Source organism: Paenibacillus sp. V4I7, from assembly GCF_030817275.1.
Classification (GTDB): Bacteria; Bacillota; Bacilli; order Paenibacillales; family NBRC-103111; genus Paenibacillus_E.
Genome location: NZ_JAUSZD010000002.1, coordinates 687,896 through 706,058 on the forward strand (window position 1 = coordinate 687,896; position 18,163 = coordinate 706,058).

At 44.1% G+C, this 18,163-nt stretch carries 14 protein-coding genes; 8 read left to right on the forward strand and 6 right to left on the reverse strand.

Annotated features, from left to right (window positions below; translation table 11 throughout):
* Window positions 1-151 precede the first annotated feature (151 nt).
* The 4 genes from QFZ80_RS04265 (at window position 152) to QFZ80_RS04280 (ending at window position 5,135) form a co-directional block, all read left to right on the forward strand.
* Window positions 152-1,909, forward strand: a complete 1,758-nt coding sequence (locus QFZ80_RS04265) for a glycoside hydrolase family 2 protein (RefSeq protein WP_307557428.1) — start codon at window positions 152-154, stop codon at window positions 1,907-1,909.
* Between the two features lie 199 nt (window positions 1,910-2,108).
* On the forward strand, window positions 2,109-3,431 hold the full coding sequence (locus QFZ80_RS04270) for an IS4 family transposase (RefSeq protein WP_307557430.1): 1,323 nt from the start codon (window positions 2,109-2,111) through the stop codon (window positions 3,429-3,431).
* 313 nt (window positions 3,432-3,744) lie between these two features.
* Window positions 3,745-4,299 (forward strand): PadR family transcriptional regulator, encoded by a 555-nt coding sequence (locus QFZ80_RS04275; protein WP_307548554.1) that lies wholly within the window; start codon window positions 3,745-3,747, stop codon window positions 4,297-4,299.
* Between the two features lie 2 nt (window positions 4,300-4,301).
* The gene (locus QFZ80_RS04280; RefSeq protein ID WP_307564022.1) at window positions 4,302-5,135 is read left to right on the forward strand and encodes a CPBP family intramembrane glutamic endopeptidase; all 834 of its coding nucleotides are present in this window, start codon (window positions 4,302-4,304) and stop codon (window positions 5,133-5,135) included.
* A 67-nt stretch (window positions 5,136-5,202) separates the two neighbouring features.
* Here the strand turns inward: QFZ80_RS04280 and QFZ80_RS04285 are convergent, their stop codons facing one another.
* The 5 genes from QFZ80_RS04285 to QFZ80_RS04305 form a co-directional block, all read right to left on the reverse strand.
* Complete coding sequence (locus tag QFZ80_RS04285; RefSeq protein ID WP_307564024.1) at window positions 5,203-6,021, reverse strand: carbohydrate ABC transporter permease; 819 nt, start codon at window positions 6,019-6,021, stop codon at window positions 5,203-5,205.
* 73 nt (window positions 6,022-6,094) lie between these two features.
* The gene (locus tag QFZ80_RS04290) at window positions 6,095-7,024 is read right to left on the reverse strand and encodes an ABC transporter permease (RefSeq protein ID WP_307557432.1); all 930 of its coding nucleotides are present in this window, start codon (window positions 7,022-7,024) and stop codon (window positions 6,095-6,097) included.
* A 70-nt stretch (window positions 7,025-7,094) separates the two neighbouring features.
* The gene (locus tag QFZ80_RS04295; RefSeq protein WP_307557434.1) at window positions 7,095-8,747 is read right to left on the reverse strand and encodes an extracellular solute-binding protein; all 1,653 of its coding nucleotides are present in this window, start codon (window positions 8,745-8,747) and stop codon (window positions 7,095-7,097) included.
* A gap of 412 nt (window positions 8,748-9,159) precedes the next feature.
* The gene (locus tag QFZ80_RS04300; protein ID WP_307557436.1) at window positions 9,160-11,529 is read right to left on the reverse strand and encodes an AraC family transcriptional regulator; all 2,370 of its coding nucleotides are present in this window, start codon (window positions 11,527-11,529) and stop codon (window positions 9,160-9,162) included.
* Between the two features lie 119 nt (window positions 11,530-11,648).
* Window positions 11,649-12,914: an MFS transporter gene (locus tag QFZ80_RS04305; RefSeq protein ID WP_307557438.1), complete on the reverse strand. Its 1,266-nt coding sequence runs from the start codon at window positions 12,912-12,914 to the stop codon at window positions 11,649-11,651.
* Window positions 12,915-13,070: 156 nt separating this feature from the next.
* On the opposite strand from QFZ80_RS04305, the gene QFZ80_RS04310 reads away from it, so the two are divergent.
* The 3 genes from QFZ80_RS04310 to QFZ80_RS04320 all read left to right on the forward strand — a co-directional run bounded on the left by QFZ80_RS04310 (window position 13,071) and on the right by QFZ80_RS04320 (window position 14,568).
* Window positions 13,071-13,304 (forward strand): cold-inducible protein YdjO-related protein, encoded by a 234-nt coding sequence (locus QFZ80_RS04310; RefSeq protein ID WP_307440156.1) that lies wholly within the window; start codon window positions 13,071-13,073, stop codon window positions 13,302-13,304.
* A gap of 118 nt (window positions 13,305-13,422) precedes the next feature.
* Window positions 13,423-13,866: a DUF2663 family protein gene (locus QFZ80_RS04315; protein WP_307557440.1), complete on the forward strand. Its 444-nt coding sequence runs from the start codon at window positions 13,423-13,425 to the stop codon at window positions 13,864-13,866.
* A 24-nt stretch (window positions 13,867-13,890) separates the two neighbouring features.
* Window positions 13,891-14,568: a carbohydrate-binding family 9-like protein gene (locus tag QFZ80_RS04320; RefSeq protein ID WP_307557442.1), complete on the forward strand. Its 678-nt coding sequence runs from the start codon at window positions 13,891-13,893 to the stop codon at window positions 14,566-14,568.
* Between the two features lie 244 nt (window positions 14,569-14,812).
* Here QFZ80_RS04320 and QFZ80_RS04325 read toward each other — a convergent pair whose 3' ends face one another.
* The gene (locus tag QFZ80_RS04325; RefSeq protein WP_307557444.1) at window positions 14,813-16,012 is read right to left on the reverse strand and encodes an ornithine--oxo-acid transaminase; all 1,200 of its coding nucleotides are present in this window, start codon (window positions 16,010-16,012) and stop codon (window positions 14,813-14,815) included.
* Between the two features lie 602 nt (window positions 16,013-16,614).
* Between QFZ80_RS04325 and QFZ80_RS04330 the strand changes: the two genes are divergently transcribed.
* Window positions 16,615-18,033 carry an aspartate ammonia-lyase gene (locus QFZ80_RS04330; RefSeq protein ID WP_307548535.1) on the forward strand — a complete coding sequence of 473 codons (1,419 nt, stop codon included), beginning with the start codon at window positions 16,615-16,617 and terminating at the stop codon, window positions 18,031-18,033.
* Window positions 18,034-18,163 lie beyond the last annotated feature (130 nt).

Genomic DNA, 18,163 nt, shown 5'->3' on the forward strand with positions numbered 1-18,163 from the left:
ACCTTCGAAAGAGGTGTTCTTTTTGCATTACTTAAAAGTTAATTAAATAACGCATATTGACATTATGGGAGCTTGATATGATAATAATTTAAGAGTTATTTATGTTATTTAGTTAACTTTTAAATTAATTATATGGAGGCAATGATGACCGATGACCAACCAACCAAGAGCTGAGTACCCTAGACCTCAATTTGTAAGAGATAGCTGGATCAACCTGAATGGCGAATGGGAATTTGAATTCGATGATGATCGTGTGGGCAGTAAAGAGAAGTGGCATTTAGGGAATAGAAAGTTATCCAAGACCATTCAAGTGCCATTCGCTTTTCAAAGTAAATTGAGCGGCATTGGGAGTAATGAGTTTCACGATGTTGTCTGGTACCGCCGAGACCTAACTTTACCCGAAGCTTTTCAGAATAAGCGGATTCTTCTTCACTTTGGAGCGGTGGATTACGAAGCTTCGGTTTGGGTGAATGGGGTGCTAGTTGCTAAGCACGAAGGTGGGCATACCCCTTTCCATGCTGACATCACGGATGCGCTTCAGGCTGGGACGAATAAACTGGTTGTCAAAGCGGTGGATTATAGCAAAGATGTTACGCTGCCGAGAGGAAAGCAATATTGGCATACGGATTCCGCAAGTATTTTCTATACAAGGACGACAGGCATTTGGCAAACCGTGTGGATGGAAGCGGTATCTGCCGACGGCTACTTGGACAAAGTGAAAATTACCCCGGATATCGATGAGAAACAAGTGGAATTCCAATTCTTTATCCAGGGTTCTGACTCAAGTGCCAAGCTACAGCTCAAAGTAGAGATTTCATTTAATGGAGAACTCGTTTCGGAAGATACGTATGGGATGAGAAGCAGCTCCGGGGCGAGAAAAATTCGCCTGAATGATTTCAACGATCATGGGCTCGGAGCTTGGTGGACACCTGATCATCCGAATTTATATGACGTCACATTCACGCTGCTGGTTGATAATCAAGCTGTAGATGTGGTAACGAGTTATTTCGGCATGCGTAAGGTATCCATCGAAGACGGTAAATTATGCTTGAACAACCGCCCTTATTTTTTGAAAATGGTTCTGGATCAGGGATATTTTCCAGATGGCAATTTGACGCCGCCTAGTGATGAAGCGATCAAGCAAGATGTCGAATTAACGAAGGCAATGGGCTTTAACGGTGCGAGGAAACATCAAAAGCTGGAGGATCCAAGATTTCTATATTGGTGCGATAAACTCGGATTAGTCGTCTGGAGCGAGGCTGCTAATGCGTACGAATATACAGAGAAGTATGTTAGTCGATTTACGAATGAGTGGATTGGCTCTATCGAGCGCGATTACAATCATCCTTCCATTATTGCCTGGGTGCCCCTGAATGAGAGCTGGGGAGTGCCTAATATTCAAATCGATAAATTGCAGCAGCAGCATGCCTTGACCATGTATCATTTGACTAAATCGCTTGATCCGATGCGTCCGGTTGTGTCTAACGATGGTTGGGAGCTAGTGAAAACGGATCTGTTCACCATTCATGACTATGAGTGGCGTGAAGGTGTGCTGGAAGAGCGCTACAGTTCTATCGATAAAGCTGTTCATGCGATGCCAGCGAATCGCCGCTTATTTGTTGAAGGCTTCCCTTATGAAGATCAGCCGATTCTTGTTACCGAATTTGGCGGTATTGCTTACAAGAAAAGCGAATGGGAAGGTTGGGGATATTCCGGGGCGGATAATGACGAGGATTATGAGAAAAAGCTGCGCGCTGTCATACGTCCTCTGTTAAACTCAGGCGTTGTACAGGGATACTGTTACACGCAGTTAACCGACGTTGAGCAGGAAATTAACGGCCTTCTAACCTATGATAGAAAGCCGAAAATTCCTGTAGAAATCATTAAAGCTATTAATGATCGCAAGTAATCTGGCTTACACAGATTAAGATGAAAGGGAATCCTTCGGGGCAATGTCATTAAGTTAAGGCGAAAGGCCAAAATCAAGAAAAAGAGCAGGTTATCGAAAAGATAACCCGCTCTTTTTTTACGTCCAAAAGAAAAAAGAACTTGACAAGCAGTTGGAAATGTGTGGCGAAGCCCCTTGAAAAAACGAGGAGGTTACGCCAATGGATGAGTACTCGAATTCGCTAAAAGAAACACTGACATCCCTCATACGAGAAATGTCAGCTGCACCAGCACCTTTTGTCAAAAACCCCGAAAAAGATTTTACCCGAAAGAAAAAGCTTCCCTTTGAAACGGTTATGCAACTCCTGATCTCAATGGGGGGCAACAGCTTATATAAGGAACTCTTGAAATCGCAGGGCTATGACGTAAATACCGCAACCACCTCTGCATTTGTCCAACAGAGGAATAAAATCCTGCCATCTGCTGTGGAATTCTTGTTTCACGAATTTACGCAATCGTATACCGATATCAAGGACTACCGTGGGTATCGATTACTTGCCGTTGACGGTTCGGATTTGCATATCGCAACTGACTCTGCGGACACGGACACCTATTTTCAAAGTCAACCGAACACAAAAGGCTATAACCTTCTGCATTTGAACACAGCCTATGACTTGTGCAATAGACTTTATGTGGATGCGATTATTCAGCCACGAAGGTTGAGCAATGAGGGAAGGGCGCTGGCTGCTATGGTTGACCGTTCCCCCATCAAGGGCAAAACCATTGTTACTGCCGATAGAGGTTATGAAAGTTACAACAATTTCGCTCATATTGAACGAAAAGGGTGGAATTATGTCATACGGGTAAAGGATTTGGATTCCAGTGGTATTCTTTCGGGCTTGCGTTTGCCCTCTGGCGGAGCGTTTGATCTGGACGTTCATCTGACACTCACCAAAAAACAAACCAAAGAGGTCAGGGCTCATCCCGAGATTTACAAGTTCGTCCCTTCCACGTCTACCTTTGATTTTTTGGATTTGCATGAGAACTTGTTTTACCCGATTTCCTTTCGGGTTGTTCGTTTCGTCTTGCCAAATGGCGCTTATGAAACCGTCATTACGAATCTTTCTGCCGCTGATTTCCCATCCGATGAAATCAAGTCCATTTACAACATGCGATGGGGCATCGAAACCTCTTTCAGGGCATTAAAATACACGGTAGGTCTGACGAATTTTCACGCAAAGAGACAAGAGTCCATCACCCAAGAGATTTTCGCAAGAATGATCATGTACAATTTCGCTGAAATGATTACCTCGCACGTAGTCATTTCCCAAATGGATAAACGGCACCAATACCAAGTCAACTTCACAGTTGCCGTTCACGTTTGTAGACATTTCCTGCGCTCAAGGGACGATGAACCCCCGCCCGATGTTGAAGCACTGATTCGCAAAAACATTTTGCCGATTCGACCCATCCGCCCAGGACAGCAGAATACGCGCAAAATCCGCTACAAATCCGTTGTTAGCTTCGTCTACAGAGTAGCATAATTCGTTTCACATGAACATTTTTTTAAGCGGAAAGTTCATCCGCTTTGTTTGCTGTACGCTTTTTCCTTGCTGGCGCAAGAAAACAAACGGCACAGGGCTTTTCCCATGCCGTTTTGGATTCTATTTTTATTCACGGTCTTGTCTTTGGGCCTAACTTAATGACATTGTCCTTCGGGGTTCCCTTTTTGCTTGTGACGATCTGCTGGCTGCAATGTGTAATCATGTTGACAGAAGCAAATAAAGGGAATAACATTAAGTTAAATTAAATATGTCTAGTAGACATGTCTATTAGAAATAAAAGGAGGTATCCATCATGCAGGACAAAATTATTCTGGGTTTGCTGCTGGACGGGGATAAATCGTCGTATGATCTTAAGAAAAGCATGGAGGCAAGCACCGGATTTTTCTATAATTCCAGCCAAGGGAGCATACAGCCTGCCTTAAAGAAACTCGTTCAGAATGGGCATGTTCATTTAACGGAGGTACGTCAGGGGGGGAGGAACAAGAAGGTTTACTCGATCACAGAGAAAGGAGAAAAGGAATTCCTGAGTTGGGCTGGTGAGCCGATCGCATTAGACAAACCAAGGGATCCCGCACTCGTCAAAATGTTCTTCTTCAACTACGTCGAAGAATCTAGAAAACTCGATATCATCGAAGCGTACTTGAATGAGATCGAAACGGTCCGGTCCACTTTGAAGATGTTTCAGCAAATGAATCGGGAACAACTAGGGAAAAACCAAGAGTTACTCAACAACCCGAAGGTGAGAAGCAGGCTGGATACTTTGGAATTCGGAAGTGATTATTATGATTTCTTGAAGGCGTGGTACGAGAAATATGTACACAAAATAAAAGAGGAGCTGAGACCTTGAAAATGACGGATAACAAAACGCTGCGGAATGTGATTATTTTTTCGCTTGTTGCGTTAAGCTGCGGCTGGATCGGACGGCTAGTTGATTTGCAGGCCGGTACGGATGAGAATGGCAGTCTGGGACAATTGATTTGGATTGTGTCTCCGCTTCTGACGATGGTCATTTTGCGCAGTTGGATGGGAGATGGGTGGAAAGATTTCGGCATCAGACCTCGGGTCAAAGGAAACGTATTTCTTTATATATTGAGCCTGTTATTCTTTCCTCTAATGACAATAGTGATTGTCGGAATCAGTTCAAGCTTGGGGTGGACGGATATGTCCCCAATGTCTTCGCACTATTTAACAGCAGTCGGTTTAGCTCTTGTACCAAGCCTCATCAAAAACATTTTTGAGGAATTTGCATGGAGAGGCTATTTGGCTCCAAAGCTTTATACGCTAGGTTATCATCGTTTTATCGTTCATATTGCTGTGGGGTTCATTTGGGGCGTGTGGCACTTCCCTTATTTATTTCTATTCGTGGAGACCACGGAAAGCATGATCACCTTTATCCCTCGCATGATGCTTGGCATGATCGTCATGGCGGTTCTGTACGGTGAGATTCTGCTGATGACTCGAAGCGTTTGGCCAGCCGTCTTCATGCACATGGCTGGAAATGCCTTCATTGATACATTGATTCTGAAAAAGTTCGTTCTTGTGAAAGCAGAATTTAGTTATTTGGCTATGCCCAGTCCGGAAGGAATCATCGCCATTGTCTTAACAGCACTTGCCGGTGTATGGATGTATAAAAGAAGAAAAAGAACGACACTTCGGCAAGGTCCTCCTGGATTCCCAACATAGCCGCAGCTCCCGGTTTAGAATAAACAAATCGCCGTCACCTCGTTTAAGAGGCGAACGGCGATTTGTTTTACCCTTTGACAGCGCCAATCATGACGCCTTTGACGAAGTACTTTTGCACGAAGGGATACAAGATAAGAATTGGGACCGAAGCTACCATGATGGTTGCATATTTAATCGTCTCCCCAATCTGGAATTGCTCTGCAGCATTAGCACCTGATGACATGGAATCGGTGTTATTCGCAATTAATATTTCCCGTAAGGTAAGCTGGAGCGGGTAGAGATCACGATCCTTTAGGAAGATGGAGGCATAGAACCAACCATTCCATTTCTCAACGGCATAGTACAAGATCATTACGGCAATAACAGGCATGGAGAGTGGAATGATGATGCGAAAAAGAATCACAAAATGATTGGCCCCATCCATTTTAGCAGATTCCTCCAAGCTTTCTGGGACTGCCATGAAAGCTGTTCGCATGATGATCAGATTAAATGTGTTGACAGCAAAGGGTAAAATGGTCGCCCAAAGCGAGTCGATTAATCCAACGCCTTTTACAACGAGATAAAGAGGAATAAGTCCACCGCTGAAAAACATCGTTAATACGACAACGAAGATGAATACACGGTTCCACATGACATTTTTACGAGAGAGAACATATGCGCCCAAAGCGGTTACAACTAGATTCGTAATGACACCGAAAAAGAGGATGAATATCGTATTTTTGTAACCGTTTAGAATAGCAGGGTTATTAAAAACGCTTTTATAAGCTTCAATGCTGAAGCCCAGAGGCTTAATCAGGAACCCTTTATGCGTGATCAATTGGCCGGCGTCACTAAACGAAGCAAAGGTAACATAGAGAAGTGGATATAAGGTAACGACGACAAGCATGAGCAAGAGGACGTGGATGATCGTGACAAACACTTTGTCCGAATAGCTAGTATTCACTTCAGCACCTCCTTTCTCACCATAAGCTGTTTTCACTTATCCTTTTACTTATTTTGTTTGCTGCAATGAGTAAGGCTAGATTAATCACAGAATTGAACAAACCAACCGCTGAGCTGTAGCTCCAACCAAATTCTATAAGCCCTTTGCGATACACGAAAGAAGAGATGACGTCTGCCGTATCGTAGGTGCTGGGGTTATAGAGCAAAATAATTTTCTCAAAGCCAACGTTCAATAAATTTCCCATGCGTAAAATGAACATGATCGCAATGGTTGGGAGGATACCGGGTAGGGTAATATGCCAAATTTGTTTGATTCTGTTGGCCCCGTCCATTTTCGCCGCTTCGTACTGCTCCTGATCAATGCCCATGAGTGCAGCTAAATAAATAATCGATTCCCATCCGATTTTTTGCCAAATTTCAGATAAGATATAGATCGTTCGGAACAATTCTGGTTTCTGCAGCATAGCCGTATCATTGAAGCCAAAGTAAGTCAGAAAGTTATTAATTAAACCGCCGTTGTTCGTAAAATCCTTGATCATTCCGGCTATTACGATCAGCGAAATAAAATACGGCATGTACGTGACCGTCTGCACGAAGCGTTGAAACCTTTTATTCGTTAGTTCATTAATAAGAATCGCCAAAATAATGGGAGCAGGGAATTCAAAGCATAAGGAGTACAGTGAAATGATGACGGTATTCTTGAGAATTCGCCAGAAATAATAGCTGCTGAAGAAATCATTAAAGTGTTGGAAGCCAACCCACGAACTACCTAGAATACCTTTATTAGGGGTATACTCTTTGAACGCAATCAAGGCTCCATACATCGGCGCATAATGGAAAACAAAGTAGTAAGCCAGAACGGGAACCATCATCAGGTATAAATATTTATTCAGCAGAAAATCGCGCTTGAAGCGTATTTGAAAGGTTGTTTCCCCTGCTTTACGCATGATATCTCTCCTTTCGCCATGGGATTCTAGTAAAGTAGGGAGAGCCGCAGCCCTCCCCTTGGCTTGTTATCTATCTTTTGTTAAAACGATCTAAGGATGCCTTTTTGATTTCAATAGCACGACTTAGCTTAACGGATTTGAATTTCTCCAGGTATTTATCAAAGCTATCGACGGGCTCTGTTCCTAAAATAATTTTGAGCGTCATTTCGTCGACTAGTGTATTGAGGTCAGTCATGATTTTGGCAAGCTCTGTGCTTTCTTCTGGTGTAGCTGTAATAGGAGGCAATTTGTGTTTATCAACGTCCGTTTTCTGCCAAGTAGAAACGGCATCACGTTGTGTTTGCAAAGCCAGATATTGCTCGATATAGCGTTTATCCTGGACGAATGGACCATTATAGTTACCGCGGACATAGAGAGACAGCGCTTGCGCAGGTGCCAATTTATCAGGATTTTTCATGACAAGGTCCGTATATTTCGGATATCCGTTTTCCATTTTATACGAAACACCTTCGGTTCCAAAGTTGAAGTAATTATGGCCCTCTTCGGAGTAACCATAGTCAAGAAGCTTCGCTGCGGTCTCAATATTTTTGGAAGAAGCTGTAATAGCAACCATACCTCCAGGCGAATTCGCTGGATCCTTCTGACCATACATTGCGATGTCACCTTTTTTGAGAACCGGATATGGAGCTCCGATGAGAACTCCTTTAGGATCTTTAGCCGTTATTAGCGGCTGCCATTTACCGATTCCGCCACCTGCATTTTGTACGGTAACACCTGTTGCGCCTGAGGCCATGTTAGCGTCTAAAGCCTTACCATCCGCCGTTGCGAAGTTTTTATCGATGAGTCCTTCTTCATACCATTTGTGAAAAGTAGCAAGGAAGTCTTTGTAGCCTTTCTCAGCTGGACCAAATTTAATTGTTCCATTATCGATGTAGAAATCACGTGTCACACCGAAGGCACCGGCGAAAGCGCCGTTTCCTAGCTCGTTGAAAGGTCTGGGAACACTTACGACAGAGAAAGCGGCTGTAGCGCCTTTTTTCTCCTTGAAGGCTTTAAGTGTTGTGTACCACTCATCAATGGTTTGAGGAACAGGCAGACCTAGATCATCAAGCCAATCTTTCCGAATGATAGGACCTTGGTACACACGCAGATAATCATCGCCGCGGATAAAAGGGAAGGAATAATAGCTGCCATTATCGGTTTTTACTTGTTTATCAACATCAGGATGCTCTTTGAGGTATTTCTTTAAATTTGGAGCAAATTTATCAATCGTATCGTTCAGTTTCAGAATGTATCCGTCTTTGATCGCTTTTTCAGGCCCCCCGGGGAATGCTCCCTGCCAATCAAACTCAATCATATCGGGCAGATCACCTGATGCTAACATAACGTTCAGAGCTTGAGCGCCTTGGTTCGTAGGTGGAGCTAGGAATTTCAATGGAACGCCTGTTTTCTTCTGCCAATCTTGGAAGAAGGGAACATCTGCATGGGCTGCTTTTACGCCAGTTAGGTTACCGGGAAGCTCGCCCCAGTAAGTTAATGTTTTGTCCGATTTGAGCGGATAAGTGACAGCAGTTGTGTTCGGAGCCGTCGTTCCCCCAGTAGTTGCTTTAGGACTTGCCGTATCAACTGCAGTCGGGGTGTTGGATGTACATGCGACAGTTAAGCTCCCCATCAATGATGTTGCAACCAGCATGGTGAACATTTTTTTTCTGTTCTTTTTCATAGGTTGACCTCCTAAGAGTTTTTCGCCAGAAAAACTGGCATCGAAAGCGTTACTGAGTTTTTCGCCAGAAAAACTGGCAGTGTAAGCATTGCCGAATTAAGAAAACGGGTCGCGAAGCGATAATGAGTTTCCCTGGAAAACGGTTTAAGCTTATGTTAGCCTAGGAGCCGTATGTCTGACCTAAGTATATGATAACGCTTCCATTTCAACTATCTGCAATATATCCAATTGCTTCTCGAATTCTGCGTGTAGAATCTACAAAATATCCAATTGCTTCATCAAAATAGCCAATATTTGCTTGAGGAACGGCAGAATATCGCAGCTGGTCAGGGGCAGGAACGTTGCAACTACCTTATATGTGAAAAAAGGGGCACCGCGGCTGTCTTAACTAACAGTAATTACGTCATATCATTTATTTTTCGATCAGCTCTTTGTATTTCCCTGGTGTGATGCCCTCCACCTTTTTGAAAACCCGAATAAAAGCATTAATATCATTGAAGCCTACCCCGTAAGCTGCATCGCCTACCGATTGTTCTTGCTGCCCCAGCAGCTGCTTGGACTTTTCGATTCTGACCTTATTAATGCGATCGAGCAGCCCCTCTCCCACATAATCCTTGAATAGCTTCGATAGGTAGGTGGCTTTGCGGTTAAAGTGGATGCCAATCATCGTGACATTCAGATTGGCATCTGTATAATTATGTTCGATGTAGGCCGTTACTTCATTTACTAATTGCTGCAGTGCTTTCTGTCGTGTATGTGAAATCGTATGCTGCCGTTTAGCGGACGTGTAAGCACATACTTGCTCGAGCATCTCACTGAGCTGGAGCTGCATGTCTTGAACGGTTTTACTGCATAGAAGTCGGTCGAGCAGTTTAGGGTTGCGGATAAAAAAGCTTTCCTGAATATCTCCGGTTTCGCTAATACTTTTCATCATGGTGGTTACTAAGTTGAGCATGAGGCACTTCGTTAGGGAGACCGAAATGCCAGGATTATCAAAGTTTTTATTCATAATCTCGGTAAGAATCAGCTGTGCTTCTTCAAGCTCCCCCAGCTTCACGGCATACATGAATTGCTGCTCAATCTGCGTTGGATAATAATAGCCAGTATTAGACTCGCAAGTGACATTTGCTTGCAAATCATCATATGATAGAATCTCTGGTCCACCCATAACAAGCTTGAAGGCCATGGAATCTAGGGCTTCTAAGAAAGCTTGAGGTACATTAGCGATGCGTTCGTGGATACTACTAATTGAAATTGTAAGATGAATGTCATAGGTCGATGAGAGGAAAGTTTGCGCTTTGTCTGCGATTCTAAGTAACTCCAGCTTGGAGCTATATCCATCCTCCATGGTTAAATTGACTAAACAAGCAAGGGTATCGTCAATTTCGGCTGCATAACCGCGGTGCCGCTCCGATAACAGCTCCTCCACGACATTCATAATAATAAATTGAAGAAGTTTCCATTTGTCCCCTTCGGGCGTATGGTTAATTCGTTCAAAAAAGGGTTCACTCTTATCGACAACAAATAGCATGACGGCAAAATCCTGCCGGTCTAGTTTCATTTCAAAGGTTGTTAAGGCCTCATCGATAGGAATTTGGCTGTCTAGTTTTCCTTTCAGCAGCTTTTCGATAAAGTGGGAGCGGACAATATGCCGCTGCTGCTCCATTTTACTCTTGAAATCGGCAATTTCGATTAATGTATTGTCCACGGCTTCTTGTATGAAATGAAATTCATTATATCTTCGACGGGATTGTAGGGTCTGTTTTTTGGAAAATGCTTGAACCAACCGACGTACTGGATTGTAATTCCTTCTTAGAAATACGTAGGTCAGGATACCCCCACCAAGCAAACTGATCGCCATGCTCGTATAAGTCAGGTTGCGGATGTGAGAGGCTTTTTTCCAATACACAGTGCTGGGCATCATAGACACATATTTTAGTTTGGAACGAGGTGACTGAATATTGAAAACTTCATATTTCTCGCCACTAGAATCGGTGTAATAGAAGTTAGACGAGCTCTCTAATTTATCAAAAGGAAAATCGGCAGGAAGTGAATCTGTGGAGTTGGAAGCTAAAATTTGATTTTCATTATTTAGGATAAGTACGTGACCTTTGTTGAAAATTTCCATATTTTGAATGGCGCCAATAATACGTGACTGATCGACCATAATGACATTGGTAGCCAGTGGTTTATTATGCTCTTGTGGGTATGTGCTGATGTAAGCTACCGTTTTTTGCAGCTTGTTATCGTCACCAATCCGGTACATGGGAATAAAGCCTTTGAAATTGCTTCGGGTCACAATATCTTGCCAGGAAGAGAAAGAGAAAGCATCGCTCATATGTAAAGTTTCATAGGCAAAGTTTTTTGTTCTAACGGTGGTAGGAAGAATAGCGGATTGATCTTTATTCAAATAAATATAGAAAGAATCAATTAGCGGGTAGGAGGTTTTGTACATGGAAAGGACACGTGAGATTTGATAAGCATCATATCTATATTCTTTGGGAAATGCTTCATATTTATTCGAATAGAGCAGCTCCTGGACGCCTACATTCCACGTAATCTCGAAGTTCAGTTGTTCCATGGCTTTAAACTGATTGTCCATAATTTCCCGAACTTGTTTTAAAAGAGAATCATTGGCTTGCTGAATTTCTTCCTTCAGTGTTTTACTGGATTCCATGTACAATAATAAGCCGATCGCCACAGGTAAAAGTAGAATGACGATATAGGAAATCATCCACGTTAAGACGATACTTTGTCCATTAAAGAAGATTTTATTCCGCATAAGCAAATCCCCTCACAATCGATCATCGATAATGAGCACTAGGATATAGAAATGAATGCGCTCTCAAGTATTGTATTTCCTTTCCATCGTTCAAGTCAACGATAGAAAGAAGCAATTTTTTATGCGGATTCATCAACGGGTTTAAACCGATTTTTTCCGAAAAAGAAGTAGAATAAATAGGAGATTACTGTATAGACTACAGCTGTGATGCAGAAAGCATACGCGTATCCGTAGTAAGAGCCATAGTGGAAAACAAGGCCTGTACTTAGGGGAGAAGCAAGGAACCAACCTAGATGAAAAACCGCTTCCCCTGAGCTGGATGCTAATCCCCGGAGTGATCGGTTGACGTAGCTCATTTTGATCGAATTATAAAAAGGATTAGCGGCGTTCATTAAGGCTTGTCGGAACAAGTATCCACCCGATGATAAGTAAAAGTTAGCAGAAAAAGCGGTTAGGAGGAGAAATGGAATTGAACATAACTGCAGGTATACGACAGATTTAACTTCTCCAAATCTTTTTACAATCATGGGTCCAATGAGAAAAGCAATCGCGGTTGCGGCTTGACCTAAAGCTACGACGATGCCAATTGCGGATTTGGAAGCGTCAAAGCGATCTTCAAAATACACATTTAAATAGGGGACAATCATGCCCCCACCCATGGATGACAACAAGCCTAATAAACAAAAAATACCAATAACCTGTATGGATGGTTTATGTACGCTCCACACTTGTTTCCATTTTAGTGATTCGCTGCGCGGCTGTATTTCTTGCTCACTTTTCTCGAAAAAAGCCATAGGTATAAAGCCAAGTGCTGCGATACCGACTCCAATTAATAATGTAAATCTCAAGCTTTGAATTTCGTCTAAACCGATAATGAATTGAAAAAGGTCACAGAGAACGCCCCCCAGTGCAATACCAACTACATTCGCTAGCATGACAAGAGCCATGTTAAAGCTGAACAGGTGAACGCGCTGTTGTGGGGTAGAGTTGTTGGCCATAAACGGAAGAATGGTTGCAGAAACAACAGCAAGAGCCATACCGCCTAAGAATGACGATATGAGCATCCCCTCATTGGCTTCAATAAGGGAACGAGCAGTCAATGTTATGATGGTAAAAATGAGTCCAAATGTAATGACACGCTTAGGCCCGAAACGATCATTCATTAGGCCCGCGGGAATAAGAATAATGGCCGCGGCCAGAGACGCCATGCCAACCATGCTGCCAACAGTCGTTTGGTCATAGCCGAGACTTCTAACATAAAGGTTATAAACGAGACCAAACATACCTAAACCTAAGTTCCATACAAAATTAAACCAAAAGAATAGTAGAATATTTCGGCTGTAACCATGAAATTGTGACTTCCATTCACGTAGTAAGTTTGTCATTTAAAATTCCTACCTTTGTATTCTGTGTCTAAATTGCAACCGCCTTTTCTATTCTACCATCGGTAAATAAGTTTGAACACGAGAAAGACTTGATATTCGATCTGATCTGTATAATAATAAGTAGTCTAATCTACGAAGCAGGGAGCACATAACTGAATGTCAACACCAACAAGTACCGTGACGGAAGAACAAAAGCCAGAAGTCGAACAGATTGAAATTTGGAAATGTAAAGAGACAGATTGTAAAGCGTGGGTTCGCAAAGAATTCGTTACGGAAGCTTTACCGACTTGTCCATTATGTAAAAATCAGATGGTGCGCAGCTATAAGCATGTGCCTGTGACAGTTAAAAAAGGAAATAAAAAGTTTTTAGTTGGGAAAAAACGTTTCTAGTAAAATTTAAAAGATCAATAGCATCTTCGCCCTAGCGTGAAGAGAGATGCTGCTGGTCTTTTTTTTTGGAAAGAATAGCAGTGACCAAGCATAAGATGCTAGAGAGGGGGAATGCGTTATGCAATGGCCTGAACTTAATCTAAGTGACGATGCGATCAAGATACTCTACAAACTTCGGGATAGGAAGCAGGAATGGGACAAGCTCAAAGATACGCAACCTTTATTCGCCATTCTAACAGGTGGCCTGATTCTTTATTTCATTATCTCTTTCTATCGAAAGGTTTTATTAGTTTCAGGCGGCAATGCATTAGCCATCCTAGATTTGCTTATTTCTAATAGGCTTCTATCGGGTTCGCTCCTTGCTTGTATCTCTTTGTTCCTATTTACAAGAAATCGTGTGACTAGAATTGAAAAAGCGAAGTCGAAATACGAGAATTTAAGAATGGAAGTCATCGATAAGTTGGACGCATCCTGGTTAAAGGACGTGAAGTCGGAATCTCGGGATCAAATTTCTAGCTTTCTACATAACGAGTATGATATTAATATTGTGTACAAGAGTTAATAGGGAGCGAGGATGACGGAACGGATGAGATATGAATGTCGCTATATCGATGCAGAGAACGGGATACGGAAGTGGGAAGATATTGAGGTTGAGGCCCCTTATTTAAGGGAAGTTGTAACGGGAGAGAAGCCGCGGCTCAAGACTCGCTTTCGCGCGTGTTGGACAACTGATGCTTTGCATATACGATTCGAATGCGAGGATGATCACGTCGTGGCAACGATGGAGCGACGAGATGATCCTATTTATTTGGAAGATGTGGTTGAGGTTTTTATTGATAAAAGCGGTACCGGAGCGGTTTATTACGAGTTCGAAGTGAGTCCGCGCAACGTCGTATTCGATGCTTTGATCCATTATAACGGTGGGGATAAAGAGATAGATGTTGCATGGGATGCGAAGGGAATGCATACCGAGGTTTTGGACGGGGCTGATGGGTGGAAGACTTATGATCTGCGAATTCCTTTTGCAGATTTGGATCGGGAGCGGGGGCAGGAGCAAAAGCTGGAGCAAGAGCAGGAGCAAAAGCAAGAGCAAGAGCATGGGGGAAACCGGACACCTCAGCATGGCGCTGAATGGCGTTGGAATTTATATAGAATTGATGATGATATAGAAGGAAATCGACATTACTGGGCTTGGTCCCCCACAGGGAAAGTCGATTTCCATATGCCGCATCGATTCGGGACCCTTGTTTTTGTGAAAGAATAGAAACAGAATCCTGCGGAATCGGTTGGCGGGAAGGGGTATAGAATAGTGGGGGTGCTGTAACGATGTTTATCATTGTTAAAGTGGTGGTGGCGCGCGAATGTGGTCTGTAACGATGTTTTTCATCGCTAAAGTGGCAGAGGTGCGCAAAGGGTGACTCGCTAACGATGAAAAACATTCTTAAAGCAAAGCCCTCCAGCTTCAACAAAAGCTAGAGGGCTTATTTTTGCTTATTATTCTTGATGAGCTAAGCCTCATTCAGCACGTCATTTACTTGCTGCCAAGCCCAATCGAGCTCTTCCTTCGTAATCGTAAGGGGCGGAGCCAAGCGAATGATGTGCTCGTGTGTCTCCTTGCACAGTAGACCTTTCGCTTTCAGCTCTTCACAGAACGGACGCGCTGAAACCTTAAGGTCAATGCCGATGAACAGCCCACGACCGCGAATCTCCGTAATCTGCGGAGATTGGATTTCCTGAAGCCGCTTCAGGAAATAAGCGCCAAGCTCATCCGAGCGCTCTGCGAGGCGCTCGTTCAGGGTGACCTCCAGCGCCGCGATCGCGACGGCGCAGCCGAGCGGATTACCCCCGAACGTCGAGCCGTGGGAACCCGGCTCGAAAACATCAAGAACCTCTCGATCTCCGGCGACCGCCGAGATCGGGAACACGCCGCCGCCGAGGGCCTTGCCCATGATGTACAGGTTCGGCGTTACATCTTCCCAGTCGCAAGCGAAGCGGCGACCCGTACGGCCGAATCCCGTCTGGATTTCGTCCGCGACGAACAATACCTTATTCGCCTGACATAGCTCATAACATTCCCGCAGGTAACCGGCCTGCGGAATCACAATACCAGCCTCGCCTTGAATAGGCTCGAACAGGAACCCCGCCGTGTTCGGCCCGATGGCTTCACGAAGCGCCGCCGCATCCCCGTAGGGAATGATGCGGAATCCCGGCGTAAAAGGCCCGAAGCCGCGTTGATATTCCGGCGACGATGAGAAGGAAGTGATCGTGACTGTCCGTCCGTGGAAATTCCCTTCACAGACAATAATTTCAGCTTGATCGGCGGGGATCCCTTTCACTTCATAGCCCCAACGACGAACAGCCTTAACTGCGGTTTCGACCGCTTCGGCACCGGTATTCATCGGTAAAATCATCGGCTTACCGGTGTAATTCGCTAATTTTTCATAAAACGAACCTAACGTCTCGCTATGGAAAGCTCTAGATGTTAATGTAACCTTCTCGGCTTGCTCATGAAGCGCTCTCAGAATGTGAGGATGACGATGTCCTTGATTTAAGGCGGAGTAAGCGCTAAGCATATCCATGTAGCGGTTGCCTTCCGGATCCTCGACCCATACGCCTTCCGCTCTCGATATTACGATTGGCAGCGGATGGTAATTGCGAGCCCCGTATTTTTCCGTTTTTTCAATAATCATCGAACTTGTCGTATCCATAACAATTCCTCCCTGACGTGCAGCTTGTAAGCCAAGCTCGCCGGCATTCTCTGTAACTTTCTGAAGGTCTCACAAAGCGAGCTTGTTTAATCCATTGTATTCATCAACTCATGAACGTGGCAATATAAATCCTATGAGGTAAATCCCCTATGCGGTTGTGCTTCTCCTAGCATATATAAATACATTGCTTTAGACAGTGATACAAGTCTTCACGAAATTGGCCAAGTTCAATCATTATGTGCAAATCCTTATGTAATGTTGCAACATGTGAAGACTTGAAATGTCAAAATAGGAAATATTATTAGAAGCGGGCTAAATTGATCAGTGGTCAAAAATTTATTACAGGACGTGTCAGATATGTGCAGGATTCTTGAAAGCGGTCGCGAATTCTTCAGATGAGCGCTTATGAATGCCATGCACGGCGTTCAGCAAGTATCTCATCAATCGAAAGATGATGCTAAGGAAATCGCGGCTTCTTGTCGAGAGCTTAATGGGGGAAATGAAAGACATAGGTCTAGCGGCACTGAGATAGAAGGATTTTCGGAACACCTACTTCGCAACATCGAGCAATATACTTTGTAGAAAAAGGAATGGTGTGTACGATGACTCATCGCATTGAAAAAGACTTTATAGGTGAAAAACAAGTTCCATCCCAAGCATATTACGGCATTCAAACGATGCGCGCATTAGAGAATTTTCCAATTACGGGAGTTAAAATTCACGCAGAACTCATTACAGCTCTGGCAGAAGTAAAAAGGGCGGCTGCATTAGCGAATATGGAAACACACATGCTGCCCAAAAAAATCGGTGAACAATTAGTCAAAGCCGCTGAAGAAGTAAGACAAGGTCAGTTGCTTGAGGAGTTTATTGTTGATTCTATTCAAGGCGGAGCGGGAACCTCCATCAATATGAACATGAACGAAGTGCTTGCTAACCGGACGTTGGAGCTGCTTGGCGAGGAAAAGGGCAATTATTTCCATTGTAATCCGAATAATCATGTCAACATGTCGCAATCCACAAACGACGTTATCCCTACCGCCATCAAAATTGCCGCGTACCGTTTATCTGAACAATTGATAGAGACGATGATTTCACTCCAGAGTGCTTTTGCACGTAAGGAAACGGAATTTGATGATGTTATTAAAATGGGACGAACGCATCTCCAGGATGCAGTTCCTATTCGTATGGGCCAAGAATTCGGCGCTTATGCACGTGTCCTCCAGCGTGATATCAATCGTATCCGTCATGCTTCTAAGGGGCTTTTGACCGTTAATATGGGGGCTACTGCTGTAGGAACAGGGCTTAATGCGAAACCTGAGTATGTGGAACGCGTTATGTTTCATCTAAAAGGGCAGGTAGGCATACCCATTGAACTAGCCGAGCATTTGGTCGACGGCACCCAAAACATGGATGCCTACACGGAGCTATCCGCTTCCCTGAAAGTATGCGCCGTGAACCTTTCAAAAATATGCAATGATATTCGATTAATGGCTTCAGGTCCTCGCGTAGGCTTAGGGGAACTGAAACTGCCGCCGAGACAACCAGGATCTTCCATTATGCCGGGTAAAGTAAACCCTGTTATGCCGGAGGTTGTGAATCAAGTGGCGTTCCAAGTCATTGGCAACGACCATACCATCTGCTTGGCCTGCGAAGCAGGTCAATTCGAACTTAACGTAATGGGCCCCGTACTTGCGTTCAACCTTCTACAATCGCTGAAAATACTGCGGAACGCGGCTGACGTGTTCGAGCGCTTTGCGATTGAGGGCTTGGAAGCCGACCGCGAGCGCTGCGCGACTTATGTCGAGCAAAGTTTTGGCATCGTCACAGCCTTGAACCCGCATCTCGGCTACGAAGTCGCCGCGCAATTAGTGAAAGAAGCTGTTCGCACTGGTATGACGCTCAAAGAGCTCATCCTAGAGCGTGGGCTGCTTACACCTGAGGAGATTGAAGAAATCCTCAATCCCATACAGATGACCACGCCGGGCATCGCTGGTGATAGATTGCTGCAACCTGCCGATTAGGGCATCTGGGTGAAGGAAGCTTTGCAGTCTACGACATCTGGCTAAAGCCTGCTCATAAAACGAGCGCCCCCGACCCATCGGTAGATGAGTTGGGGGCATTTTTTACATCATCTTCCTGGACTACAGCCTG

Excerpts from the sequence above, each read along its gene's own strand:
- QFZ80_RS04265 (WP_307557428.1), top strand. The coding sequence starts at position 152 with ATGACCAACCAACCAAGAGCTGAGTACCCTAGACCTCAATTTGTAAGA.
- QFZ80_RS04270 (WP_307557430.1), top strand. The coding sequence starts at position 2,109 with ATGGATGAGTACTCGAATTCGCTAAAAGAAACACTGACATCCCTCATA.
- QFZ80_RS04275 (WP_307548554.1), top strand. The coding sequence starts at position 3,745 with ATGCAGGACAAAATTATTCTGGGTTTGCTGCTGGACGGGGATAAATCG.
- QFZ80_RS04280 (WP_307564022.1), top strand. The coding sequence starts at position 4,302 with ATGACGGATAACAAAACGCTGCGGAATGTGATTATTTTTTCGCTTGTT.
- QFZ80_RS04285 (WP_307564024.1), bottom strand. The coding sequence starts at position 6,021 with ATGCTTGTCGTCGTTACCTTATATCCACTTCTCTATGTTACCTTTGCT.
- QFZ80_RS04290 (WP_307557432.1), bottom strand. The coding sequence starts at position 7,024 with ATGCGTAAAGCAGGGGAAACAACCTTTCAAATACGCTTCAAGCGCGAT.
- QFZ80_RS04295 (WP_307557434.1), bottom strand. The coding sequence starts at position 8,747 with ATGAAAAAGAACAGAAAAAAAATGTTCACCATGCTGGTTGCAACATCA.
- QFZ80_RS04300 (WP_307557436.1), bottom strand. The coding sequence starts at position 11,529 with ATGCGGAATAAAATCTTCTTTAATGGACAAAGTATCGTCTTAACGTGG.
- QFZ80_RS04305 (WP_307557438.1), bottom strand. The coding sequence starts at position 12,914 with ATGACAAACTTACTACGTGAATGGAAGTCACAATTTCATGGTTACAGC.
- QFZ80_RS04310 (WP_307440156.1), top strand. The coding sequence starts at position 13,071 with ATGTCAACACCAACAAGTACCGTGACGGAAGAACAAAAGCCAGAAGTC.
- QFZ80_RS04315 (WP_307557440.1), top strand. The coding sequence starts at position 13,423 with ATGCAATGGCCTGAACTTAATCTAAGTGACGATGCGATCAAGATACTC.
- QFZ80_RS04320 (WP_307557442.1), top strand. The coding sequence starts at position 13,891 with ATGAGATATGAATGTCGCTATATCGATGCAGAGAACGGGATACGGAAG.
- QFZ80_RS04325 (WP_307557444.1), bottom strand. The coding sequence starts at position 16,012 with ATGGATACGACAAGTTCGATGATTATTGAAAAAACGGAAAAATACGGG.
- QFZ80_RS04330 (WP_307548535.1), top strand. The coding sequence starts at position 16,615 with ATGACTCATCGCATTGAAAAAGACTTTATAGGTGAAAAACAAGTTCCA.